The 23059-nt window shown below is 46.8% G+C and carries 25 protein-coding genes, 1 pseudogene and 2 riboswitches; of the genes and pseudogenes, 5 read left to right on the forward strand and 21 right to left on the reverse strand.

Annotated elements, in window-relative coordinates:
• Window positions 1-24: 24 nt before the first annotated feature.
• The 15 genes from cbiG to AC6I1H_RS06680 all read right to left on the reverse strand — a co-directional run bounded on the left by cbiG (window position 25) and on the right by AC6I1H_RS06680 (window position 11842).
• A complete protein-coding gene (gene cbiG / locus AC6I1H_RS06610; protein ID WP_497740165.1) occupies window positions 25-1116 on the reverse strand; it encodes a cobalt-precorrin 5A hydrolase in 1092 nt (363 codons plus the stop codon).
• On the reverse strand, window positions 1113-1901 hold the full coding sequence (gene cobM / locus AC6I1H_RS06615) for a precorrin-4 C(11)-methyltransferase (RefSeq protein WP_497740166.1): 789 nt from the start codon (window positions 1899-1901) through the stop codon (window positions 1113-1115). Before cobM ends, cbiG begins: the two co-directional genes overlap by 4 nt.
• Window positions 1898-2587, reverse strand: a complete 690-nt coding sequence (cobI, locus tag AC6I1H_RS06620; protein WP_497740167.1) for a precorrin-2 C(20)-methyltransferase — start codon at window positions 2585-2587, stop codon at window positions 1898-1900. The genes cobM and cobI overlap by 4 nt, the downstream gene beginning before the upstream one ends.
• A 25-nt stretch (window positions 2588-2612) precedes the next feature.
• Window positions 2613-3194 carry a precorrin-6Y C5,15-methyltransferase (decarboxylating) subunit CbiT gene (cbiT, locus tag AC6I1H_RS06625; protein ID WP_497740168.1) on the reverse strand — a complete coding sequence of 194 codons (582 nt, stop codon included), beginning with the start codon at window positions 3192-3194 and terminating at the stop codon, window positions 2613-2615.
• Window positions 3152-3790, reverse strand: a complete 639-nt coding sequence (gene cbiE, locus AC6I1H_RS06630; RefSeq protein WP_497740169.1) for a precorrin-6y C5,15-methyltransferase (decarboxylating) subunit CbiE — start codon at window positions 3788-3790, stop codon at window positions 3152-3154. The genes cbiT and cbiE overlap by 43 nt, the downstream gene beginning before the upstream one ends.
• Window positions 3784-4884 (reverse strand): cobalt-precorrin-5B (C(1))-methyltransferase CbiD, encoded by a 1101-nt coding sequence (cbiD, locus tag AC6I1H_RS06635; RefSeq protein WP_497740170.1) that lies wholly within the window; start codon window positions 4882-4884, stop codon window positions 3784-3786. The genes cbiE and cbiD overlap by 7 nt, the downstream gene beginning before the upstream one ends.
• Window positions 4859-5509 carry a precorrin-8X methylmutase gene (locus AC6I1H_RS06640; protein ID WP_497740171.1) on the reverse strand — a complete coding sequence of 217 codons (651 nt, stop codon included), beginning with the start codon at window positions 5507-5509 and terminating at the stop codon, window positions 4859-4861. The genes cbiD and AC6I1H_RS06640 overlap by 26 nt, the downstream gene beginning before the upstream one ends.
• 15 nt (window positions 5510-5524) lie before the next feature.
• Window positions 5525-5899 (reverse strand): sirohydrochlorin chelatase, encoded by a 375-nt coding sequence (locus AC6I1H_RS06645; protein ID WP_497740172.1) that lies wholly within the window; start codon window positions 5897-5899, stop codon window positions 5525-5527.
• Window positions 5900-5950: 51 nt separating this feature from the next.
• Window positions 5951-6790, reverse strand: coding sequence for an energy-coupling factor ABC transporter ATP-binding protein (locus AC6I1H_RS06650; protein WP_497740173.1), 840 nt, complete (start codon window positions 6788-6790; stop codon window positions 5951-5953).
• Entirely contained in the window at window positions 6787-7563 is a 777-nt protein-coding gene (gene cbiQ / locus AC6I1H_RS06655; RefSeq protein WP_497740174.1) for a cobalt ECF transporter T component CbiQ, read from the reverse strand. The genes AC6I1H_RS06650 and cbiQ overlap by 4 nt, the downstream gene beginning before the upstream one ends.
• Complete coding sequence (locus tag AC6I1H_RS06660; RefSeq protein ID WP_497740175.1) at window positions 7550-7843, reverse strand: energy-coupling factor ABC transporter substrate-binding protein; 294 nt, start codon at window positions 7841-7843, stop codon at window positions 7550-7552. The genes cbiQ and AC6I1H_RS06660 overlap by 14 nt, the downstream gene beginning before the upstream one ends.
• Window positions 7833-8573, reverse strand: coding sequence for an energy-coupling factor ABC transporter permease (locus AC6I1H_RS06665; protein WP_497740727.1), 741 nt, complete (start codon window positions 8571-8573; stop codon window positions 7833-7835). Before AC6I1H_RS06665 ends, AC6I1H_RS06660 begins: the two co-directional genes overlap by 11 nt.
• Before the next feature lie 147 nt (window positions 8574-8720).
• Window positions 8721-8903: riboswitch (cobalamin riboswitch) on the reverse strand.
• Between the two features lie 146 nt (window positions 8904-9049).
• Complete coding sequence (locus AC6I1H_RS06670; protein WP_497740176.1) at window positions 9050-10177, reverse strand: AAA family ATPase; 1128 nt, start codon at window positions 10175-10177, stop codon at window positions 9050-9052.
• Window positions 10178-10444: 267 nt separating this feature from the next.
• On the reverse strand, window positions 10445-11458 hold the full coding sequence (locus tag AC6I1H_RS06675; RefSeq protein ID WP_497740177.1) for a cation:dicarboxylate symporter family transporter: 1014 nt from the start codon (window positions 11456-11458) through the stop codon (window positions 10445-10447).
• 162 nt (window positions 11459-11620) lie between these two features.
• Window positions 11621-11842 (reverse strand): L-serine ammonia-lyase, iron-sulfur-dependent, subunit alpha, encoded by a 222-nt coding sequence (locus AC6I1H_RS06680; protein WP_497740728.1) that lies wholly within the window; start codon window positions 11840-11842, stop codon window positions 11621-11623.
• Between the two features lie 341 nt (window positions 11843-12183).
• Here AC6I1H_RS06680 and AC6I1H_RS06685 point away from each other — a divergent pair, with 341 nt between their 5' ends.
• The 5 genes and pseudogenes from AC6I1H_RS06685 (at window position 12184) to AC6I1H_RS06705 (ending at window position 14702) form a co-directional block, all read left to right on the forward strand.
• Entirely contained in the window at window positions 12184-12579 is a 396-nt protein-coding gene (locus tag AC6I1H_RS06685; protein WP_497740178.1) for a helix-turn-helix domain-containing protein, read from the forward strand.
• Window positions 12580-12773: 194 nt separating this feature from the next.
• Window positions 12774-13352 (forward strand): shikimate kinase, encoded by a 579-nt coding sequence (locus tag AC6I1H_RS06690; RefSeq protein ID WP_497740179.1) that lies wholly within the window; start codon window positions 12774-12776, stop codon window positions 13350-13352.
• A gap of 228 nt (window positions 13353-13580) precedes the next feature.
• Window positions 13581-14057 (forward strand): hypothetical protein, encoded by a 477-nt coding sequence (locus AC6I1H_RS06695; RefSeq protein WP_497740180.1) that lies wholly within the window; start codon window positions 13581-13583, stop codon window positions 14055-14057.
• Window positions 14058-14089: 32 nt separating this feature from the next.
• A pseudogene (locus AC6I1H_RS06700) lies at window positions 14090-14341 on the forward strand (YfcC family protein); the annotation flags it as partial.
• 121 nt (window positions 14342-14462) lie between these two features.
• Window positions 14463-14702, forward strand: coding sequence for a hypothetical protein (locus AC6I1H_RS06705; protein ID WP_497740729.1), 240 nt, complete (start codon window positions 14463-14465; stop codon window positions 14700-14702).
• A gap of 16 nt (window positions 14703-14718) precedes the next feature.
• Here the strand turns inward: AC6I1H_RS06705 and AC6I1H_RS06710 are convergent, their stop codons facing one another.
• From AC6I1H_RS06710 to AC6I1H_RS06735, 6 genes are all read right to left on the reverse strand, one after another.
• Window positions 14719-15318 (reverse strand): ECF transporter S component, encoded by a 600-nt coding sequence (locus AC6I1H_RS06710; RefSeq protein WP_497740181.1) that lies wholly within the window; start codon window positions 15316-15318, stop codon window positions 14719-14721.
• A 1-nt stretch (window position 15319) separates the two neighbouring features.
• The gene (locus AC6I1H_RS06715; protein ID WP_497740182.1) at window positions 15320-17029 is read right to left on the reverse strand and encodes an ABC transporter ATP-binding protein; all 1710 of its coding nucleotides are present in this window, start codon (window positions 17027-17029) and stop codon (window positions 15320-15322) included.
• Window positions 17002-17919 (reverse strand): energy-coupling factor transporter transmembrane component T family protein, encoded by a 918-nt coding sequence (locus AC6I1H_RS06720; protein WP_497740183.1) that lies wholly within the window; start codon window positions 17917-17919, stop codon window positions 17002-17004. The genes AC6I1H_RS06715 and AC6I1H_RS06720 overlap by 28 nt, the downstream gene beginning before the upstream one ends.
• A 12-nt stretch (window positions 17920-17931) precedes the next feature.
• The gene (locus AC6I1H_RS06725; protein ID WP_497740184.1) at window positions 17932-18762 is read right to left on the reverse strand and encodes a DUF4430 domain-containing protein; all 831 of its coding nucleotides are present in this window, start codon (window positions 18760-18762) and stop codon (window positions 17932-17934) included.
• The gene (locus AC6I1H_RS06730) at window positions 18759-22241 is read right to left on the reverse strand and encodes an S-layer homology domain-containing protein (protein WP_497740185.1); all 3483 of its coding nucleotides are present in this window, start codon (window positions 22239-22241) and stop codon (window positions 18759-18761) included. Before AC6I1H_RS06730 ends, AC6I1H_RS06725 begins: the two co-directional genes overlap by 4 nt.
• A 240-nt stretch (window positions 22242-22481) precedes the next feature.
• Window positions 22482-22645: riboswitch (cobalamin riboswitch) on the reverse strand.
• Between the two features lie 139 nt (window positions 22646-22784).
• Window positions 22785-23018 carry a DUF4129 domain-containing protein gene (locus AC6I1H_RS06735; protein WP_497740186.1) on the reverse strand — a complete coding sequence of 78 codons (234 nt, stop codon included), beginning with the start codon at window positions 23016-23018 and terminating at the stop codon, window positions 22785-22787.
• Window positions 23019-23059: the final 41 nt, after the last annotated feature.

Consider the following 23059-nt stretch of genomic DNA (forward strand, 5'->3'; position numbering starts at 1 on the left):
AAAGCCCTCCGAAAATCATACTTGTCAAGATTTGCATTTATATACTGCAAGAGTAATTCCTTTCATTTTGCAATATTTCAATTCCGTACCGCGCATGCTGGCAAGATAGGCTGCAGGCCTTGCCACCGAACCCACCCCAGTCGTCTTCTTTACGAAATATGAAATGGGGAATTTTTCCTCTACCTTGGCAAGCTCTCTAGAACTGTAATATTTCACCGGCACATCGAGGTGTCGTGCCAGCATGTTTATGCATTTTTCATCTTTCTTGATATCAATTGTGGCGATGCATCCTATTTTGTTTTCGTCAAAATCCAGCTCTTTCACGGCTGTTTTAACCGCCGCCAGCAGCGCTTCAAAGGCTGTGCCCCTTTTTGTACCGATACCCAGCACTATATTTCGGGGCCTCAATATTATATGAGGAATGTCCGGCGGCCTGATTTTCCCATCGGCTATGAAAACCGCTGCTGCAGCATCACGAAAAATCGTGTCGCAGGCATCGTCGGCGGAATCATCGGGAAAATCCCTGCTGCAAAAAACCGCCGTCGTATCCCGGAGCTTTTCTTTCATTTCTTTCAACACCTTTTTCGGAAACCCGGGTTCTGACGCAAACACCACCTTTTCGCCATTGACGAGGCAGGCGCTAACCCTTTTGAGTTCAAAAAACCTTTCTATGTAAAATCCCATTTTCTTCGCCATGACGTCGATGCCCTCAAATCCCGCGCTGTCGCTGGCTGTAGTCACCACCGGCACGGCTCCCAGCACCCCGGCCACTCTGACGGCCAGTTCGTTGGCGCCACCCAGGTGTCCTGACAGGAGGCTTACAGCGAATCTACCCCGCTCATCCACTGCCACCACAGCAGGGTCCACCGTTTTTTTCTCAATCACCTTCGCTATGGCCCTAACCGCTATGCCTGCCGCCGCTAGGAATACAAGACCATCATATTTGTGAAAAATGCTGTGGACAAATTCTATAAATTCTCCTTTTATTGGGTGAAAACTTTGGGCATCCTGAGGTGCATTTTTTTCCAGGACATAAAGGTCTCCGCCCAGTTCTTTTACTATCTTCTCTCCCAATTGGAATCCGTTTCTGGTTATGGCAATCACCGCCAGCTTCACGGCGTTTCCTCCCGCAGCTCAGGTTTTCCGCAGCATTTTCCGGCACTCCTGAAGCCATGGCTAAATTCTGCATGGTACAGCCTGGAGCATTCATATCTTTCGCCCAGGAAATCTCCCACCAGGATTACGGCGGTCTTGTTTATCCCCGCTTGTTTTGCTTTATCCGGTATGTCTTTCAGAGTGCCTTCTACCACTTTCTGTTCCGGCCATGTAGCCTTATACACCACTGCCGCCGGGGTGTCCGGGCCGTAAGATTCCAGAAGTTTGCCCGCCACTTTTTCAATCATGCCGGCACTTAAAAATATGGCCATGGCTGCCCCGGGCACTGCCAGGGATTTCAGGCTTTCTACGCCAGGGACCGGCGTCCTGCCCTCCATCCTTGTCAGGATGACGGTCTGGCTCACTCCTGGCACTGTTAGTTCCTTCTTCAATACCGCCGCAGCGGCGGTAAAGGAACTCACGCCCGGGCATACTTCGTAACAAATCCCCAGTTCATCCAGCTTCTCCATCTGCTCCCTTATGGCACCGTAAATGCAGGGGTCTCCTGTGTGGAGCCGGGCCACATCTTTATTCATTTCATGTGCTTTTTTCATTATTTCAATTATTTCCTCCAGATTCATGCGGGAACTGTCATGAATTTCCGCGCCCTTTTTTGCGTACTTTAATACATCCGGGTTGACGAGAGAGCCGGCATAAATTACCACATCGCAGGAGCCTAGAAGCCTCGCCCCTTTCACTGTGACGAGTTCAGCATCCCCGGGGCCCGCGCCGATGAAATAAATCATTTGACCACCTTCCTTCCGATTATAAGGGAAAGGTAATCCAGCTTTTTCCCCCTATATTTTTCCAAATCAAACGTTGCCTCCTCATCCCCATGGCCTCCCCTTATGACAAGCCCCGCCTGAAAGCCTTCCGATTTCAACAGGTCCACAGCCCTATCATAGTTTCCGGATACCTTCATAAGTACAACGTTATCAAAGCATCTGAGGACATCCTGCATAATTTTTTCGTCCCCGGCAGGCACCACTGCAAAGGGCCGGCTGCCCCGCGCTATGGGCATCTGAAGTTTTGAAGCGGCTGCGGAAAAGGAAGTCACGCCGGGAATGGTTTCAATTTCGAACCCTTCCAGCCTTTCCATTATGTATATATAAGTGCTGTATATCATCGGGTCTCCCAAGGTGATGAAAGCTGCATCCCTGCCCTCCAGAAGCAGCTCTTTTATCCTCTTTGCATTTTCGTCCCATATGGATTCAAGGGTGCCTCTGTCCCAGGTCATGGGAAATTCAAGCTCCAGGACCTCGCCTCTTATGTATGGCTTTGCAATGTTGAAGGCAATGCTCTCGCCGCTCCCTGAAGGGATCAGCACCACGGGAACCCGTTCGAGAATCTTCACTGCCTTCAGAGTAATCAGTTCCGGATCGCCCGGGCCCACTCCTACGCCATATAATTTGCCGATGGGGATTTCTGACATTTGCGGTATTCCTCCCTTAATTCGCTTATTCTGCGGATTTTGCCGATAGGATGAACACAGGATTTCTCGCCTGCATTAGAGTGCTGCCGCCGGCCCTCATGGACTTCGAAATATTAACAAGAATTGTCTCCACTTCATATCCTCCGCCACTAAGGCAATCTTTAGCCCGATGAACGGTTTCCAGAGTAACGGCGTTTATGACTATAACGCCGCCCGGCTTAAGCCTCCGCATCACCAGCGCCAGTATGTCTTCGATTTTTCCGCCGGATCCGCCTATGAAAACCCTGTCTGGGTCCGGCAGATGGCACAGCGCTTCCGGCGCCTTGCCGGGCACCGCTGTAAGATTTGATGTCCCAAAGGCTTCGGCATTTTGCCTGATAAGTTTTAATGCCTCATCATTTTTTTCTATCGCATACACCCGGCCTTCCGAACAGTACAGCGCCGCCTCCACAGAAACCGATCCCGTGCCGGCGCCGATGTCCCATACCGTAAAATCCTTTTTCAGCCTTAATTTGGAAAGGGTCACGGCCCTCACCTCCTCTTTCGTCATGGGCACATCACCCCTTATAAAAAGGCTGTCGGGGATGCCGAAGGCATATTCCCACACGTTATCACCACCACGTTTATGTCAAACTTTTTCCGGCACTGGGCCAGCTCTTCAACGGTATATCTTGCTATGACTTCATTGTCATAGGAAAGGTTTTCCCCCACGTATAAAACCCTGTCCCTTATCCCTCTTTCTTTCAAAATCCGGGCTATGAAAGGCGGGTCGTGATTTTCGTCCGTCAGTACCACCAGGGTATCGTATTTTTTCGCATGTTCGGCGATTTCTGCCGTACGCCCGTGAAGGCTTACCACAGCAGAATTTTTCATGGGAAGTAAAAGCTTTGCCATGATGTACTGGGCGGAACTTATGCCGGGAATCATTTCCACTTCTTCTTTTTTTACATATTTCAACACCGCATCCAATATACCGTAAAGCCCGGGATCTCCCGACGCCAGTATCACCACACGACCATTCCGGCTCAAGACCTCCGCAAAATTCAATCCCTTTTCCAGGGGTATTTTTTCGCACTTCAGTTCTTTAAACAGATTCAGGTGCCTTTTTGCTCCCACCAGCACATCGGCCCGCTCTATTCTTCGAAGGGCTGCCGGAACAATGTATTCCCGCGCTCCGGGCCCCACTCCCACAACGGTTACCAATTCTCATCCCTCCGCACCCTGGCAAGCAGCCCTCTTTTTTGGGAAATGAGGTCAACGCTTACTTTCAACCGTCCGCCGGTATACCATGAGCATTTATCCGCAATTCTTTCGGCCACGAATTTTGAGAATTCTCCGATGTCAATACCTGCCTTTTCCAGAATTTCCATGGCTTCCTCCGACGTGCCGGATAAAAGTATTTTGTCCACCGCTTCCTTTTTAGCCCCAAAGTGGGCTCCATAAGCCGCCATAATCTCTGCCCTGGCGTCGGCGACGCGGCCTGCGGTGTTGAATATTCCCGCTGCCACCTTTATGAGCTTTCCTATATCGCCGATGAGCCATATCTTTTCAAAGCCGTATTCCACCGCCTTTTCCAGCATAAAGCCAAGAAAATTTCCGCAGGACACTATGAGGCTCTCATCCACGCCGTTTTTTAATGCATGGCTTTTTCCGTAATTTCCGGGAGTGAGCACTGCTTTTTTTTGGCCCCGGGCCGCTATCATGGATAGTTCCAAGGCTAGAGTGTCTTTCAGGGCTTCCGTGGACATGGGCTCTACAATGCCTGTGGTGCCGATAATTGAAAGGCCGCCTATGATTCCCAGACGGGGGTTGAAGGTGCTTTTAGCAACTTTCTCTCCGCCGGGAATGCTCAGGGTTATCTTAACGCCTTCGCCTTCCGGCAGCACCTTCATAACTTCTTTTATTATCATTGCTCTGGGGACGGGGTTTATGGCAGGCTCGCCGGGCTTTACGGAAAGACCCGGTCTTGTGACAGTGCCAATACCTTCTCCGGCGGCTATGGCGATGCCCTCGTTGCCGGTTTTTTCAGCCCTGGCATATACCACCATGCCATGGGTAACATCGGGGTCATCGCCCGCATCCTTTCTCACACCGCACTTTGCCCATCCCTTGCCTTTCTCCGGATCCTCAATATTAAGGGTAAGAAGCCATCCTTTCGGTGTGTCAACTTCCACCGTCTCCGGCACATCCTCATGAAAAAGCATGTATGTGGCGGCTTTGGATGCGGCGGCGGCGCATGTGCCTGTGGTGTAGCCGTAACGGAGTTTTTTGTCAGACTTTACTACATATTTTTCCATTTTCACTATTCGACATATATAAAAGAGCATTTATTACAGCTACCGCCACGGTGCTGCCGCCCTTTCTGCCCCGGGTGAGAATAAACGGGAGGCCGGAGGCCTCCAGGGCTTGCTTTGACTCCGCCGCCCCCACAAATCCCACAGGCACGCCTATTACCAGATCCGGCTTTATTCTTCCCTCCTCTGCCATCTCCAGCAGCTTGAAAAGCGCCGTAGGAGCATTGCCGATGGCAAATATCCCATCCCTTCCGTCCCTTGCCGCCGCCATAATGGAGGCCATGGCCCTGGTTATCTTGAGTTTCCCGGATTCTGCAGCCACATCCGGATCATCAATGTAACATTTGACCGAACATCCCACAGCTTCTAAGGCTTTCCTGTTTATTCCAGCCTTTGCCATTCGGGTGTCAGTAACTATGCGACACCCTCTCCGCATGGCACAAAGCCCGGCTTCCACCGCGTCTTTGGAAAAATTCATGATATCCGCATACTCAAAATCGGCCACCGCATGGATTACCCGCCTCACAACGGCCCATTCCCTTTCATCAAACCTTCCCCTATCCACATGGCTTTCAATGATTTCATAACTCGTCTTTTCGATGGCCGCTGGGTCTATTACGTATTCCATTTACAAACACCTTCCTTATATCTCCACGATATTCCCTTTCGCCCTTTCAGATATGATGCTGCAGAGCCTTTCATCATATCCTATGGGCTCTGCCAGAACTATGCGCACATTTGGGAAAAGAGCCTTCGCTTTTTTCAGTTCCTCGGGAATATCTTTTTGCACATGATTTCCTGAAAAAAGAAACGCCGGCACCGCCACAATTTCTGAAACGCCTTTTTCTGCAAGTATTTTCACCGCATCGGTTACGTTCGGCCTTTCGAACTGAAGAAAGGCCGCTTCCACATCTTCGTATTCCCCGGATTTTCTTAGGCATTCAGCTATTTTATATATCGTCTCTGACGACCCCTCAGCCCTGCTTCCGTGGGCCAGTATCAACAAAGCGCTGTCCATTTAACCCAGCTCCTTCAAAATTATTGTTTTAAAACTTGCAACGTTAAAAATTTATGATTCGACATAAATCAAAAGCTCTTCTCTAAATTCCGGGATGTTTCTGGGCATTTTGTTGAAAACAAATCCCTTCTGCTTTAAAATATCGCAGATTTCCAAGAGCTGCGGCTTTCTCAAATCCGCCTCCTTTACAAGGGTTTCGTTTTGGAAAACTTCTTGCGGCGTACCTTCAGCAGCCAGTCTCCCAGCTTTCAGCACGAATACATAATCGGCCCAGGCATAGGCCAGTTCCACATCATGGGTGGATAAAATCACCTGCTTTCCCTTCCTGCAGAGTTCCTCCAGGAGTTCCACGAGTTTTTGTTCATGCTTAGGGTCCAGGTACGCCGCCGGTTCATCCAGTACAAGCACCTCCGGATCCATAGCCAGCACATCGGCGATGGATACCCTCTTTTTCTGGCCGAAGCTTAAAAAATGAGTGGGTCTGTGCTTTAATTCTTCTATGCCACAAGCCTTCAACGCCTCCACCACCCTTTTTTCGACCTCGGGAATGGAAAAGCCCAAATTCATGGGGCCAAAGGAGACTTCCTGAAAGACGCTGCCTGCAAAAAGCTGGATGTCCGGGTCCTGAAAAACTATGCCCACATTTTTTCTGAGATTCACAAGATAATCGCGATGATACTTTATCTGCTGGCCTCTGTAAAAAACCTTGCCGCTCTTTGGCCTTAATATGCCGTTGAAGTGGAGAAAAAGGGTGGATTTTCCGGACCCGTTGGGGCCCAGCACAGCGATTTTTTTATTTTTTTCTATTGACATGGAAATGCCGTTTAAAGCCCTTATTCCGCCCGGATAATCGAAAACCACGTCCTTCATCTCAAGGATGTATTCGCTCATCTTGCTCCACCTCCGGAAAGCCATGCTAAAGCCAAAAACAAAAACTCAACCGACGTAATGAGAAAAATATTTCTTATGGATATGGGAAATTTTTCTGTCAAAACTTTCAGCTCCCCATCGTATCCCCTCGCTTCCAGAGCCGTATAAAGGCTCTCGGAATCCCTCCAGGCTTTTATGAATAGCGAAGATATGAGCCTCCCGAGAGAACGGACGGCTGTCCCGGCATTCATATATCCCAGCCGGGACGACTGGGATATATATATTCTTTCGGAAGTTTCCATCAGCACAAACAAAAATCTGTACACCAGCTCCATGAGCTCCAGGAAAAGACCGGGCACTTTCATGCTTCTCAGCACAATAAAGATATCTACCATTGGGGTTGTAAATGCCAAAAAATACAGGCAGCAAACCATAGCTAAAGACCTGGAAAAGAGCACAGCCGATGCTTTTATGCTTTCCTGGGTAATGCCCAGGGTAATGCCTAGCAGCGAAAATTTTATCAGCGCACTGCTTCCGGCAGGGACGGCATTTATCATTATTGTCAATATGCCGATTAAAACAAACCAGAGCGGCAGAAGAAGCGTCTTTAGAAACACCTTCGCTGGTATTTTCGCCTTAAAAACCAATAAGGCCCCCATCACAGATGCGATGACCATGTTCAAATATATATTCGGAATAAAACCCATGGCCATGGTCGTCATAGCAAAATACAGCTTTTCAGCCGGATGAACGTCTTTTAGCCTGTTTGAATATGCATAATTATCTATCAGCATTTTTATTCGCCCTGGCAAATCCGAAGTAATAACCTATAAACCCCGCTCCTATGGCAGCCTGAAGGGCAAACAGAAGGCTTTCTATCTCGCCGCTGGGAGGTTCCCATAACGGTGCAAACCACGGCTTGTAGTTTCTGTCCACCTGGGTAATGGCTTCTTCTGCCATGTCATCTGCGCCTCCAAATTCTGCATCTTTCAGGCTCAGAATTGGATAGATTGAAAGCAGTATCACCAGCAGAGCGAGAATCAGATTTTTTATCAAAAAATTTTTATCTTTCATGATGAGCCTCCTTTGGAATCATCAGAAGTCCGGTGAGCATTTCTTCATTATATGAGGCAAGCAGATTTATGACCAGCAATGTCAGGAGTCCCTCGCTGATGGCCAGAGGCACCTGTGTCACCGCAAATATCCCCATAAATTTCAAAAATGATGCATTGAAACCTCCAGGATTTGCGGGAAAGGCAAGAGCCAACTGAAGCGAAGTGGTCACATAAGTCAGTAAATCCCCAACTGATGCCGCCAGAAATATCGAAAGCCATCTGGGACTGCCGATTTTGTTCATGCCCCGGTAAATCAGGTATGAAGCCACAGGGCCTACCACGGCCATGGAAAACGTGTTTGCTCCCAGAGTGGTGATTCCTCCGTGGGCGAGCAGCAGTGCCTGAAATATAAGCACGATCATGCCCAGCACGCTCATGACCCATGGCCCGAAAACAATGGCGCCGAGCCCTACTCCCGTCGGATGAGAGCAGCTTCCCGTTACCGACGGCAGCTTGAGGGCGGAAAGCACAAAGGTAAAAGCCCCTGCAAAACCCAGCAGCATTTTCAGCCTCGGGTTGGCGTCAACCAGTTTTCGGATGGAGTAAAATCCCAATATTACAAAGGGAAGGGCTAAAAGATCCCAGGTCAATGTCCATTTAAGCGGCAGATATCCTTCCGCTATGTGCATTGCCATGGCCATCCGGGGAATCCATAATATAACAGCCGCAGAAAACAGCAGCTTTTGCATCATTTTTGCCTCCTTCACCAAATAAAAAAGTAATTTGATTTTCATTTTGAGCATTAAAAAATCCCCTCAACTACGAACAGTTAAGGGGGTAAGTCTCGTATGAAATGCCCTTTCATAACAACACCTCCCTATCTCTCGTAGGATCAGTGTTTGCACGGTGCACAGGCAGGTCTCCTGGCTCAGGTTCATCACCGCCTTATGCCTTCCCGGATTTCCAGTGGCGAATATAAGGCGGCTCACCATCACAGTGGCGGGACCGCGCGGGAATTTCACCCGACTTCCCTTTTTGTTCAACCTTGAAAGTTGAACACCTGCACACAAAATATTCAGTTTTGCTTGATTATAGCACAATTTACAAACCGTGTAAAGGCCGTCTGAATGCGTATCACAGCAAACGCATGAAAATATACATAAACCAACAATCCAAAAAAGAGGGACGTTCTGTGAAGTGTTTTTAACCCCCTTTGCTGGTAATTTTACTTACCTATATGCTCTTCTCTTAATATGTACTGCTGGAACATGGGCTCCACAAAAACATAACTTCCTCTGGCTGTCTTTTCAATTACAGCTTTGGCCATCAAGAGGTCAATAGCCCGTTTAACTTTATTAGGATGTGTACCTTCCTGGTAAGCATTTTCACCTCTGGCAAGCTGGAACAACACTTTTCTAACCTGCGGACGTTTTCCTAAATCATCTAGTATTTCATCGAAAACAGGGGCTAAAGACAGCATTGCCCTTTCATAACCCAATTTAACATAATTTAAATTCAATACATTGTATCCAGTTTCCAGAAGGGCGTAGTGTATTTCTGAACAAAGAAACATTGTATCTTGCGGATGCCCCCCGGAAAGGTGAATAATCTCTTTTATTACCGTCTCATCAGTCTGAATGTTCCTGGAGGCGAATTTTTGGGTAATATAAGGCATCCACTCTTCTTCGATTATAGCGGGAATAGGTAGCATTGTCGCGAAACGATAGAATGCTTCTTTTCTGCCAGTGAATAAGGTTTTCATCATGCCTTCTTTTGAACCAAGAAAAAGAAAGGAAACTCCCTGCTGCGTCTGGAAATGAGCCCGCATACGTTTGAAAATTTCGGGGTCTATAACATTGGGAGCGTCCTGAAACTCATCAAACATAACCGCCATTAGTTTATTATCTTTTTTGGCCAAAATCCCGGGAAGCCGCAAGGCATAGTCTAAAAGTTCATCATCAGACTTTTTCTCATATCCAAGAGATATTTCCAGATCATTTAATTTTATCGCAAATTGTGCTCCACCAGTGAGCATCTTAGTCTTATCCCGCAGAATGGTTAATGTTCTATTGATTCCCGTTCGGTTTTCCAGACAGGCGTCAATAAAACTAATGGCAAAGTCTCGTTTAGAGGAAAACCGGAAAAAATCAACTAAAGCAGTATAAGCTCCGGCCTTTTTCAACCTTCTTAAAACCTCATAAGCTATCGATGTTTTTCCTATACGCCGAGGGCCGGCCAGCATTATGCTTTGCCCTTCGGAAAGACGATGGATCAGGGAATTAATAAATTCTTCCCGCCCAACAAGGTCCTCTTTTGATACCGGACCACCCAGAGGAAATAATCCGCCAGGCATTATTACCCCTCCCAATAATATCACTTAATATGTGATATTATATCACATATTAAGTGATATTGCTAGCACCCCAGTCATACGGCGGAAAATTTTCTAACGATGCATCCAACCATGCCAGATCCTCTTTTGTTTCTTCTAAAAAATCCCTGCTGTAAGTTATGATATTCTTATTTTGATGAGTTAAGCAAACCCAGCAACATTGAAGCAACTTCAGTGCGCGCTATATCTTGCTCCTCCTTTACATCGGTCACCATTTATTTTGAAATCTCAGGTTAGGGGGTTTTCTTCGTCTTTAGTCAGATATGCTTTTTTGCCTTTACCCATAATTCCCGCAACCATCAACGCTATCGCTCCATCGCCCGTTACATTGCAGGCAGTGCCGAAACTGTCCTGTATTGCAAAAATCGAAAGGATTAAACCAACGACTGTTTCATCAAAGCCCAAAATGCTCGTTATGAGACCTAAAGAAGCCATGACTGTTCCACCCGGTACTCCGGGAGCTCCAACGGCAAAAAGCCCCAAAAGTATAATAAATGTAATCATTGTTCCAATTGCAGTCATATAGGCAGAGCCATAATTTTTCACCACATTCCACGGATTTTTCCCCGATAACGCCCCACCAATAGAATAAAGCAAAGTAAGCCAGATATAATGACCGACTATCACCAGTATGACAATTTCAACAAACAGAGGCAACTGCTTTGTAATTGTTCCTTCGTAAGACAGGCCGGCAAAAGTCGTGGCAATAAAATAGGGCAATATAGGAATTACAACTTTTTGTACGATGTCCAGCACTATATTTTGCATTTCCTGCAACAGCTCATCAAAACGTTGTGATTTTGTATTCACAACAGCAAGCCCTAATAAAATTGCCAACACCAGCACCGACATTACTCCAAAAATCTGAGGAATATTAAGTTCAATAAGTGTTTTTGGGACTTCTCTTAATTTCTCTGCTTTTTCAGCAAGCAAAAGATGTGGTATTATCAGATAGCCTGAAACCTTAGAAAAAGCTGCTGCACCAACCGATGACAGATAAGCTAAAAAGATCGTTATTCCCAGCATCTTGCTCGCATCCGCTTTGAGCCGCGTTATGGATGGAGCTATAAATCCCACAATTATTAAAGGTATTGTAAAAAATATAATCTGGCCTAAAATGTATTTTGCTGTTGACACAACGACCATAAATTTTTCGGGCGCAATCAGTCCTATTATTATTCCCGCAACTATAGCTATCAATAGCTTTAAAATCAGGCTCTGACCTTTGGAGTTGTTTGCCATGAGAAATTCCTCCTTTTAACCTTATTTTACAGCCTGTTGCAAAACTTTATTAATACTATTCTTATGGAAAACCAAACAGCTTAAAAAAGAAGATTTCTTTCGCTTTGACTCAGTTGGCGGTATGCTGAACAGCAATCACCTGCAGATTTACAGTTTTTTTTGCTACATGCATTTATGCAGCATGACATCAAGGATGACGTTATCCGCGTTATTCATTCCCGCGCTTGAAACTTCGGCGAGGTTTTGTACGGTCTTTTCGGGGGTATCCCCCAGTATTCCGTTGTCCGGCGGGATGCAGATGTTTCGCAATGCCATATTTGCAGCGTCCACGGCGGCGTCCACCGCTATGGAAAGCTTGTATGAACAGCCGAGCTTGGCTCCAATCCGCCAGCCTTATCATTAAGCCTGAGTTTTACTATCTTGGAATCCACGATCTCAAGTGCGGCCTTTATACTTTTGTCCGTGACGTCTTTAAGAACTTCAAGGCCATTTCAATTGATGCAACCCTGCTCCAAACTTTTTGATTTGTTTATTACCTCTCCCTTATAGCATCGTTTCTATTTTTTCTCTTTATTTCGCCTCCTATTTTTCTACATTTTATGTGGTTTATCCACATTATATAGTAGGCTTTCTTCTTTGTCAATATGTTTTTTAACCACAAGTGTAGACAATCCGATTTTTTTATTCTATAATGAGGTCAATATAGTGAAACGGCGGGTGAAAGGATGACAGAGAACAAGCTTATTGACATTCCGGATAGGATTAAGTATTTAAGAAAAGAAATTCTTAAAATTAAGCAAGGAGAAATGGCCTTTAGACTTAATATACAACGTGCTTCTCTTTCTGACATAGAGCGAAAAAAAACTAAAACCGTAACCGATAGAGTAATAAGAGACATCTGCCGTGAATATTCCGTCAACGAAGAATGGCTTCGCTACGGCAAAGGCGAAATCTTTGTCCAGCCGGATACATTTTCCCTCGACGAATACGCCAAAAAAAATAATCTAACCGACTTAGAGTTAGATATCATAAAAGGTTATATGGAACTCGACAGCAACTTGCGTCAAAGCTTAATGTCTCACCTCAAATCCATATTCGCTCGCCATGGCGCTCAGAAATAACCGTTATGGCGGTAATTATACCGCCTTTGAGGTTTGCCTTGAAATCGGATGACGGGCAACCGGCAGACTGCGGAACTCGCCGAGCACAATCATCTGCAAAACGGACTCAAGCCAAAAAAGGGAGTTATGCAGGTTATTTGATTGAAAACTCAAAAAGTTTTTTTGGAATTTTATAAAGAAAAGAGGTTATAAAAATGCGTATTTTGCTTGTAGGGGTTTCATGTGTAGGAAAAAGTACAATAGGCAAGCTGTTGGCGGAAAAACTGGGGTATAAATTTTTCGATTTTGATTTCGAAGTCGAAAAAAGAATGCGCGAACATATTTCGTCGATTAAAAACAGAACACTTAGTGAACATGGATATCGTGAAGAAGTAAAGCATATTCTGCGGGATATTTTATTGGAATATAAAGACGATATTGTTATTGCCATGCCGCCCAGCGGTTTATTTCATAACTATTATGCAATCATAAAGAAGCATCCGGATGTATTGACAATTGCACTGAAGGACAAGGCAAAAAATATTGTAGAACGCCTTACATTTTATGATGATGAATCAAAACCAATATACAATGTAGTCAACGAGGATAATAAGCATCTATACTACGAAGATATAAAAAAAGATATAGAGTATTTTGGAAGAACCTATAATAAAGCAAACATGCAATTTCATCTTAACGGTATGAATGCGAATGACAGTGCGGATGCATTAATTCAACTTATAGATCAATATATTAAAAAGCATGATTTAACACAATCAACAAACAATGACTGAAGAAGGTTTGCTATGGTCAAAATATTTCAAAGAGTCAGATGCCGGCTTGACAGCGGCGATACTTTAGCTTTTTTAGCCCGGAAAGTCAAAGAAAGGAGTTCAAAACAATGTACATAGTAAGCGAAAAGGACATAAGTCCCACGGTCAATGACTTTGCAGCGTTTTGTCGCATTTCTCCTGGAAACCTTCTGGACAAGGTATGATATAGAGGAAATCATGCGTTGGGGGATGGGCACAAATCATATCGGCCAGGCAATAAAGACTTTTGCTGCCTCAACTCCCGGGGAGGAGTTGGAGAAAGGAGCTTTTTCCCAAAGAACTGATTATGATGCCATTTTTTCACATTTGTCAGTGATAAACCGCCTTATGGCAGCCCATTACCGCTATGATGCGGACAGGGCTCTGGAAGCCCTTGAAGAATTGATCCATGTATCCGAAACAACCCATCTTCCCATGCAGATATCCCATCTGGGAAGCTGCTGCTCTTTCGGCAACATGAAAGAAGGCCTGGAACTAATTGACGATGCAAGACACCAAGGAATAGACGTGCAAGACGACTGCTATCCCTATGACGCCTTCAGCACCACTATCGGTTCACCAGTCTTTGATCCCGGCTGTTTTGAAAGATGGAAGAGCAGTTACGGCGCCATTCTGGTAGCTGAGGGAAAATATAGAACGCCATCGCTCATGCCATTAGAAAAATGAGAGGCAAAGAGCAGTTAATGATTCCAATTTCCATGTACATTTTCGGTCTGGCCGGAGCCATATTCGGAATGTTTGAAGAGACCTTCGGATTCATTCCCATCCTTGTGTCCCTTACCATCGCTCTCGGCTACGACGCCCTGGTGGGAATGTGCATGGTTTCTTTCGGTGTTGCCATGGGATTTGCGGCGGCCTTCATGAATCCGTTCACCGTCGGTGTCGCCCAGGGTATAGCAACCCTTCCCCTGTTTTCGGGTATGGCCTTCAGAATCGTGAGCTTCCTGGTATTTGAGACCCTGGCCGTATGGTGGACCATGCGGTATGCGGCAAAAATAAAGAAAAATCCTGACGCAAGCCTTGTGCCTGATCCCTTCCGGCAGCGGCCAAGCCGCCGTTACCATGCCCATCATGGCGCCTCTTTCCGATGTGCTGCACATCACACGGCAGACAGCGGTGCTGGCTTTCCAATACGGCGACGGTTTTTCCAACATTTTCTGGCCCACCACACTGCTGCCGGTCATATGCAGTATAGCCAAAGTGCCTCTCGATCGCTGGTGGAAATTCTTCACGCCTTTCTTTTTCCTGATATTTATTGTCCAGATGATCTTCATCGCCGTGGCAGTGGCCATAAACTTTGGGCCTTTCTAATTGATTATTATTATTATTATTCGTATCGCACGGTCACCTTCAGCCTGCGATAAAAGCGCCCCAATATTTTTATAAAGCCCTGGCCAAAACAAAAATATAAAATAGCATTACCTGCGGCATGAAAGCTGTCGAACCATATACTGGAAATGCAGGTGGCGATGAATGTATTTATGTTGTGCGGTCTTATAAAGGTCGACCAGTACCAGAAATTCATGATCCACCCAAAAAAATACCCCCACAAAAAGCTAAAAACGGTCATACCTGCTTTGCCGATGTTGGGGAAAACCTTTTTTAAGACACCGGCCGAGGCTCCTGCAAGCCCCCATGCCATCATCTGCCACGGAGTCCACGGCCCCTGGCCCATAAAAAAATTCGATACCAGCGCAGCCGCGGCTCCCACCATGAATCCGGCCCTTGAACCCATAATAAAACCCGACACCATCACAATGAAGGTGGTGGCCTGCACATTGGGCAGGGCGGCAAAGGCCACCCTACCCATGGCTGCCACCGCGGACATTACGGCTATAAGCGCCACTTCTTTTGAAGATGCCTTGCTGAATTCAAAGCTCAGGAACATGATCCCGAGCACAAAAGCAGCCATGATGTTGGATGCCATATCACCTCAGGCCCCTTTCCACGGCAACTTCATGATTTTGAGAAAGCAGCGGTGCCAGCGTTTCTATCGCATCTTCCACTGTCATAATATTCGCGGCAAACCCCCTGCACATCCTGGCCATCTGCGTCGAATAAAACATCGAATTGCCCAGAACCTGCTTTGTAGGGCCGTCGCTCACGACTTTCCCGTCGTACAGTATTATCACTCTTTTTGCGTATTCGGCAGCAAATTCCACATCATGGGTCACCACTGCCACACTAACCCCACCTTTACACAGGTCAACAAGAAAACCCCCCAGATCAGCCTTGAGAGCGTAATCCACGCCTCTGGTTGGCTCATCCAGGAGCACCAAATCAGGTTCCGTCACCAAAACGGAAGCCAGCGCCACCCTCTGTCTTTCCCCGCTGCTCAAATCCCTGGGATTTTTGTTTCTGTGGCGCTTCAAATCCAGCTTTTCCAGAATCCTGTCTATCCTGCCCCCGTCGGGCATGCCGAAATTTTTCAACGTAAAGGACAGTTCCTGTTCGACCGTATCCTGAAAAAGATAGTCGTTCGGGTTTTGAGAAAGGTATGCCGCCTTCCCGCCCTGGTAAATTTCCTGGTTTTTTCCGCATTCTTTTCCATGGAATAAAACCTTGCCCCTGTCGGGAAATAAAAGGCTGGACATAATTTTCAAGAGGGTGGACTTTCCAGCGCCGTTAGCACCCAGGATAGCCACAAATTCCCCCGGGAAAATACGCAGATTGATTTCCCGCAGCACATTTCTTTTGTCTTTATAAGAAAACCAGACATTTTTCAATTCCAAAACCGCATCTTCATCATTCACGGTTAACTTATCAAAATCCTTCGATTGGGGCGGTGTCGTATCGCCATCCTGCAGGGGAATATATTCCTGCAGAATTTTGCGCCCTTCTTTCACGGTGACGGGGATTTCGGAAAACCCAACGCCGGCAAAAAAACGCGTTACCGGGGGAATAAAGGGTATGCCGCCTGCAGCACTTTTTACGGCCACATCCTGGGGCGCGCCTTCGATTATCAATTCCCCATGTTTCATTATTGCCACCCTGTCGGCCAGATGGAAACATCTTTCCAGCCTCTGCTCGATGAGAACTACGGTTTTCCCCATTTCTTCATTGAGGCGTTTAATCAAATTGAAAAATTCTTCCGCACTGGCCGGATCCAGCTGCGATGTGGGCTCGTCAAGTATTATCGCTTCCGGCTGCATGGCGAGCACCGACGCCAGGGCTATCTTTTGCTTCTGCCCTCCGGAAAGCTTATCTATAAACCTCCCTTTCGCCTCTGCAAGGTCGAGGAAATCCATAACCTCGGCCACCCGCCGGAACATTTCCTGCTGCGGAAGGCCAAGGTTCTCAAGGCCAAAAGCGATTTCCGCTTCCGCTTCGGTTTTTACCAACTGTTTTTCCGGGTCCTGAAAAACCATGCCTACATGCCTGGAAAGCTTCCTTCGGTCCATTTGGCGTATATCCCTGCCTTTAAAAAGGACCCGGCCGCTGAACACCCCTCCGTAAAAGTCCGGCACAAGCCCCGCCAGCGCTCGGGCAAGGGTTGACTTGCCCGAACCCGACCCGCCGGCCACCAGCAGAAATTCCCCTTCTTCAACTGATATATTGATGCCTTTTAATGCCGGTTTTTCACTCTCTGGATAATAATAATTCAGATCTTTCACTTGAAATATCGGCAATGGCGCCACCCCCAGCTCATAAGTGCGGGAATCGAAAGCATCCCCTGCAAAAACGCCAGCAAAGATATGTCCCCTCGGGAAATTACGGACCCCAGATAGGGATAGAAACTCATGGTGCCATATCCTTTTACGGCACCGCATATACCGGCTAAAAGGGCTGCAATGCCGGCTGCAGTGCAGGTAAAATCTTCTGGTTTGAAGGAATCCCGGATATAGCATGTCCTCCTCCCGCTGCCGAAAGCCCTGGCCTGCATGGCTTCCGCTATTTCCATGGAATCTTCCAGGGAAGACAGCAGAAGGATATATATCAGATTTACATATTTATCCAATTTCTGCTTAAAAGTGCCTCTGGAAAAATCCACTCCCCTGACCACCTGGATTTCTTTTATATTGTCAAGGTGCCTTATCATCGCCGGGAACATCCTCGTGGCCAGAGACAGCACCAGAGCGGATTTAAAAGCGAACCGCTCCAGCATATTCAGGACTTTATCCGGATGCACCATGATATTGTAAAGGCAGAAAACGCTTATAACATCAAGAAGCCTCAGGCTCATAACGGCACCGTAAAATACCGCCTCCAGTGAGATAGCAATTTCCCCGAAAACAGGCAGGCGGGGGCCCTGCCACAGGATGGTAGCTCCGGCTTTTGTCACCAGCGGATTTATTATCATAATGGGGACCGTCATCAGCAAACCGCCCTCTATAAACAGCTTCCAGGTTTCAAGCCCTTCCAGCACCCACACCGAAAGTCCTGTGCAGAAAAAAAGTCCCGCAAGATAGAGGGGGTTTGTGAATATCAGTGAAAGCACCAGCAATGTGCAAATAAAAACCAGAGCCGCAGCGGGATGAAGTTTCTGTAAAAACAAATCTTTTTCGCGGTAGAACAGTTCTTCCATCATATTCTCTCTGCCTTACGGTGTTTTTTGAAGCTCATCCCATTCGGGAGGCGCCTTGTCCAGGCCCTCGCTGTACCACCACAGCACCCTGTCGCCCGCCGCAAGTTTCATATCGCCCGCTGCGGTCATCGGAACCTGGCCATTCACTTTATACATCCAGCCCTTCATTCCTTCGTTGGACTCGCCGGCAATACTTTCCACAAACCCGGCGAATCTGGAGCTTATCCTGTATTCTACGCCCGAAGCGTCCAGGGCGCCCAGCGCCGTGACGCCCCATTTGTTGTCATCTTTTATGATCACTTTGCCGGGTCCGAATATTATTTTCCCGCCGGCGCCCACTATAGCCAGGCTGGCCTCCGTGCCTTTTTCCGGTTCCGTCGCACCGTCATCCGGGGAAGTGCCATCTTTGCTTTCGTTTTTCTCATAAACCGTGGCGGTATTTTTATTGTCATCCTCATTTTTATCTGCCGTTTCTCGAGAGCCTGGCAGGGCATTTTTTTGAGTGTCGTTTTTGTCCGGGGAATCCTTCGGAAAATCGGGGTTTGCATCGCCTGTGTTCTTATCAGAACTAATTTGTCCCGATGGAGAAGAAACCGATGAACTGTTCTTTTCCCGGGAAATATTAGTTTGACTTTGCTCCTGAACCGAACTGCCAGAGGCCGAAGATTGCACGGAGCCTTCTTTTACAGGGTTCCCCATGGGATTTTCCGGGCTTCCCGCCACCTGCATTGCCTTCGAAAGGCTGGACTTCGGGCTTCTGTTGGAAGTTATACCCGATAATGCCAGGGGGCCGATTAAACCCAGCAGTATCGCAACAAAAATCAATATATAAACTGTTTTCTTCATTTCATATCAAGCATCCTGTAAATGAGCACCGCACATTCGGCACGGTTTACCGCATTTTTGGGCCTGAAGGTACCGTCCTCATATCCTTTCAAAAGCCCCTTTTCTACGGCTGCGAATACTGCAGATTTACTCCATGACGATATATTGTCCTTATCTCTAAAATCACTGGATTGTTCTTGCCCGGATAGCTTCAGAGCCCTTGAAAGAATCACAGAAATTTCCTCACGGGTTATAGTATCATTCGGGCGGAAAGTGCCATCTTTGTACCCGCTGATAAGACCCACCGCCGAAGCTGCAAGGACCGCATCGCAATACCATGCGCCTGCTTTAACATCAACAAATGAGATTTTTGCTTGTTCCGGCTTCGAAAGGCCCATGGCTTTTTGCAACATGCTCACGAATTCCGCTCTGGTCACCGATCTTTCGGGTTCAAATCGGGCACCGTCAACGCCGCTCAATATGCCTGCTCCGGCCAGGGTTTCAACATAGTCTTTCGCCCAGGCAAAGGTTTCGCCGATATCTGTGAACGATTTTTTCTCTTCCTTTATTATTACCGCATATTTGGAAAAATGCTTTACCCGTGCGATTACAAGGCTTTTGCTCAAATCCAACACAGCGGGAACAGCCACCCACCGCTCGGTTTTTTCGTCGTAGCATGCGAGGCTTGCGTTCTCCGGCTTCGCCATAGGAGGTAAAATTACTTTCATAGTTATTGTCACAGGAGTTTTAAAAGTGGTGCCGTCCGGAGCAAAATCATATATCCCGGATGCTAGTCTGAACCCCTGAGGCATCTTCTTTAAACTTTCGTCTGCATCCTTATTGGCCGGCTCATTATCAACTTCTTGAATGGATATTTTTGTATCTTTGCTCAGGGCATCTGCCGGTATAACCAATCCCACTTCCTGTCCTTTATCAGACAGTACCGCTCCTTTGCTCGCAGTAACGTCATATTCGATGTCCGCTCTGTTGCCGTCGAGCTTTAACTTCTGAGCTTTTAAATCATTAATATCTATATAACTTCGCTCTCCCTGGACAACCACTGCTGCACTTATTAAATCCTCCAGCGGCTTTTTGTCGTCCTGGTTTAACCCCAGTGCTTTCTCTATATTTCCTAAAGCGGTAAGCGCTTCTTCAGAGGCCTGCAGCATCTCCGGCAATTTTTTGTTCTGCTCCTTCAGATCCGAAGAAACAGCAGTGGTCTCCGCCGTCGCCGTACTGAGGGCGGACAGGCTGCTCCACGTTGGACCGTTCGAATTATAATCAGTGCTGTACCACCATATCACCTTGTCGCCTTCGCTGAGCGTTTTTTCTGAAGCCTTGACATTGGGTATGCTGTTGTTTACCTTGTACATCCAGCCGTTCATGCCGCTGTTCGCCTGGCCCTCTATGCTTTTTACAAAGCCGTTGCTGTCCACATAGTCGAGCCCTGTGGCATCCAGCGCCCCGAGAGCCGTCAGGCCCCATTTGTCATCAGATGACAGGGTTACCGAATCGGGTTCAAACAAAAGCTCATTGTTTTTGCCCACCACTGCAATATATACTTCGATTTTTTTCTGGACTGTCACTGGAGTGGTACTTCCGCCGGAACCGGAATCGGACTCGCCTTCTATCAATAGCAATGCGCTGAGGGCTTCCGCCGCATCCAGAGTGTTTTTGGTTGACCCGAAACTTCCGTCCGGATTCAGAGCGTTTTTCAGCATGTAGTCTACCGGTGTATTCCCATCGCTGAGCTTCCAGCTTTTGGGGTCCATATCCAGCTTTTCAAGTGTTACAATAGTCTCCGCGGTATCCACCACGGGGTCGTCCGAATAGGACTCCGTAGTATAATACACGCTTCCGTCGGGCTTCTGCTGCGCTTTCATGTATGCAAGGCCGCTGTTTATCGCAGCCTGTATCTGTGCATCGCCTGATGCTCCGGGAAGATAAGACAGGGCCCTTATGGCCTGGGCCGTTGACATGAAGTCCGGGTAAAAAGTACCAAATGTCTCACCCCAGGCTCCAGCGGTATTATCCTGGGCTTTGCTCTGCTTCGACAGGATGTAATTTTTTGCATCATCGGCGCTTATTTCGCCAATCTTTCCCGCTTCTCCCAGGGCGATATACGCCCACATGTCGCTGTACACGCTGTTTTCAAAGCCTTGGGCGGAATGCCGGGCCTTCAAAATGTTTGCCAGCTTCTCCATCCTGTCGGTATCCTGCCATTGGCTCAGAGCCATCAGCGTCTGGGCGACGGTCTTGGTCTTCGACTTTTTCACCCATGTAGAATTGCTTTCCAGATAATCGTTGCAACCATTAGACTCCAATGCTATAACAGTTTCAGCTGTAGCAAACGTGCTGTCAAACTGAGTATAAATCGCACCAGTATCCGAATCCTGAATATCATTAAGATAAGTTAAGCCATCCTGTATTGTTTTATAAACCTCACTGTCTTTATCGCTGGCTCCGTCAAAATAACTCAGTGCTGTCAGAACCTGGGCAGTGAGATCCGGCTCCTCAGAATAATACACCCCCCATGCGCAGCCAGCAGAATATCCCCATGAATCTTTGTGATCATGTTTGAATTCGCTGCTATTTATATAGTTCAGGGCTTTTTTCTGGTCAATTTCATCGAGACTCCCCGTTTTTCCCAGGGCAGTCAGCACCATCACGTCATCATATATACTGTTTCCAAAATACACCGCATCTGCTACCGTGCTAACCTTGCCTTTAATCGCATCTGCAAAAACAGAAATCAGGTTAGAATCCGGGCAAACGGCATGGACAGCTGTTAAATGCTTGGCAAGAGATACCGCATCCTCTTCTTCAATATTGTTAGCAGCTTTTTCTGCAGAGCCGATTATTTCTTCCTTTAAAGTCTTATCGCTTTTTTTCCATTCTTCCGATGCCAGGTTTTCTCCAACCAACGCCAGGGCTTCAACGCAGCGATAATCAAATGCCCATCCGATAGAGTCATATCCCTGCTTTTCGTAGCTTTGTTTAAAATAATCAACAGCCTTTTTAATGCTTTGCTCTACTTTTCCATATAACGGCGAATCTGTAGAAATACGTTGCTTTGCCAGCGCCAAAGCCTGCAATGGGGCTTTCGTGCCGTATTCATTGGCGTAAGGCCCAAAACTGCCATCATCATTTTGAGACCCCAAAATGTAGGTTACAAGGCTTCTGTCATCGCCAAGAAGATCAGCCAACTTTTCTATTTCTCTCTTCAAAGATACACCATTGCGTGTCCATTTATCTGAAGAAAGGTCTTCCCCTGCTAACTCAAGGGTGTAAGCAGTGTAACCATCGATTTTTTCACCTGACTTAAATCTTTCGTGAATAAATTCTACAGCCTTGGCCGCCAGTTCTTTCGATGTATAGGAGCTATCTGCAGCAAAGGCGAAGGATTCTCCTTGCTTTGCCGATTGATATGTAAATATATTAATGCAGATAAAAGTTATTATTAAAATAGAAATAAAGCGTTTTATCATGGAATATCGCATATATCCTCATCCTTTCAAGATTTTAGTAGTTGCATAAGAAAAATCAAGCTTTTCTTGCTTTACATACATTTTTAATTAATTTGTCTTGAATATCCCAGAGCCTTATCCTCCCCCTTTTCCTTGATTTTTTCAGGATGGGCAAGAATAAGGCCGTTTTACAGCAGATCATTTTCTCGCAAATTAAAAAACCCCGCTCTCCAGAAAAGGCAGGGTCGACCGCTTCCCCATCCTGCGTAGGGAGCAACAGCACTTTTGCAGGCTTAAGGTCTCCTGGCTGAGGCTCATAGCTTCGCCACGCCTTCCCGGTTCCCCAGTGGCACTTTGTGGCTCGCTCCCCTTCACAGTGGCGCGACCGCGCCGGAATCTCACCGGCTTCCCTTATCGCCCGCAGAAATATTTATTTCAAAAACAAGTTTCTTATTATAATAATAATTGAAATATTATCATATGTCAACAACCTGAAAATACCTGACTATAGCGGCTATCAACATGGCATGAATCAAAATCAGACGGCATGAATAGCACTTTCTGCTTTTAATCAATTTATATTGCGGATTTTTTGATAAAATCCTGAAAACAAATTTCTGTCTTTTCCTCATCTTCCTTTGTGACCGACATAGGATAATACCTCGCCCTGATATACGCCTCCGTCATGCAGCGAATCGGCGCACTGCACCTTTCACCGTATGTGTTTATGATGCACAAAGCGAATTCCATGGGCGTCTTCGACGGTTCCCTGATGCAGCCTTTTTCCTTCACTTCCCTCAACAAATTCACATAGAGTCTCCGCACCCTGAACGCCGGCGTGTCGGAAAACT

The organism is Biomaibacter sp. TOL (genome assembly GCF_059717795.1).

Coding starts and splice junctions, on each gene's coding strand:
- cobM (WP_497740166.1), bottom strand. CDS start 1,901: ATGATTTATTTCATCGGCGCGGGCCCCGGGGATGCTGAACTCGTCACA.
- cobI (WP_497740167.1), bottom strand. CDS start 2,587: ATGTCAGAAATCCCCATCGGCAAATTATATGGCGTAGGAGTGGGCCCG.
- cbiD (WP_497740170.1), bottom strand. CDS start 4,884: ATGGAAAAATATGTAGTAAAGTCTGACAAAAAACTCCGTTACGGCTAC.
- AC6I1H_RS06640 (WP_497740171.1), bottom strand. CDS start 5,509: ATGGAATACGTAATAGACCCAGCGGCCATCGAAAAGACGAGTTATGAA.
- AC6I1H_RS06645 (WP_497740172.1), bottom strand. CDS start 5,899: ATGGACAGCGCTTTGTTGATACTGGCCCACGGAAGCAGGGCTGAGGGG.
- AC6I1H_RS06650 (WP_497740173.1), bottom strand. CDS start 6,790: ATGAGCGAATACATCCTTGAGATGAAGGACGTGGTTTTCGATTATCCG.
- cbiQ (WP_497740174.1), bottom strand. CDS start 7,563: ATGCTGATAGATAATTATGCATATTCAAACAGGCTAAAAGACGTTCAT.
- AC6I1H_RS06660 (WP_497740175.1), bottom strand. CDS start 7,843: ATGAAAGATAAAAATTTTTTGATAAAAAATCTGATTCTCGCTCTGCTG.
- AC6I1H_RS06665 (WP_497740727.1), bottom strand. CDS start 8,573: ATGCAAAAGCTGCTGTTTTCTGCGGCTGTTATATTATGGATTCCCCGG.
- AC6I1H_RS06670 (WP_497740176.1), bottom strand. CDS start 10,177: ATGCCTGGCGGATTATTTCCTCTGGGTGGTCCGGTATCAAAAGAGGAC.
- AC6I1H_RS06675 (WP_497740177.1), bottom strand. CDS start 11,458: ATGGCAAACAACTCCAAAGGTCAGAGCCTGATTTTAAAGCTATTGATA.
- AC6I1H_RS06685 (WP_497740178.1), top strand. CDS start 12,184: ATGACAGAGAACAAGCTTATTGACATTCCGGATAGGATTAAGTATTTA.
- AC6I1H_RS06690 (WP_497740179.1), top strand. CDS start 12,774: ATGCGTATTTTGCTTGTAGGGGTTTCATGTGTAGGAAAAAGTACAATA.
- AC6I1H_RS06695 (WP_497740180.1), top strand. CDS start 13,581: ATGGGCACAAATCATATCGGCCAGGCAATAAAGACTTTTGCTGCCTCA.
- AC6I1H_RS06705 (WP_497740729.1), top strand. CDS start 14,463: ATGGCGCCTCTTTCCGATGTGCTGCACATCACACGGCAGACAGCGGTG.
- AC6I1H_RS06710 (WP_497740181.1), bottom strand. CDS start 15,318: ATGGCATCCAACATCATGGCTGCTTTTGTGCTCGGGATCATGTTCCTG.
- AC6I1H_RS06720 (WP_497740183.1), bottom strand. CDS start 17,919: ATGATGGAAGAACTGTTCTACCGCGAAAAAGATTTGTTTTTACAGAAA.
- AC6I1H_RS06725 (WP_497740184.1), bottom strand. CDS start 18,762: ATGAAGAAAACAGTTTATATATTGATTTTTGTTGCGATACTGCTGGGT.
- AC6I1H_RS06730 (WP_497740185.1), bottom strand. CDS start 22,241: ATGCGATATTCCATGATAAAACGCTTTATTTCTATTTTAATAATAACT.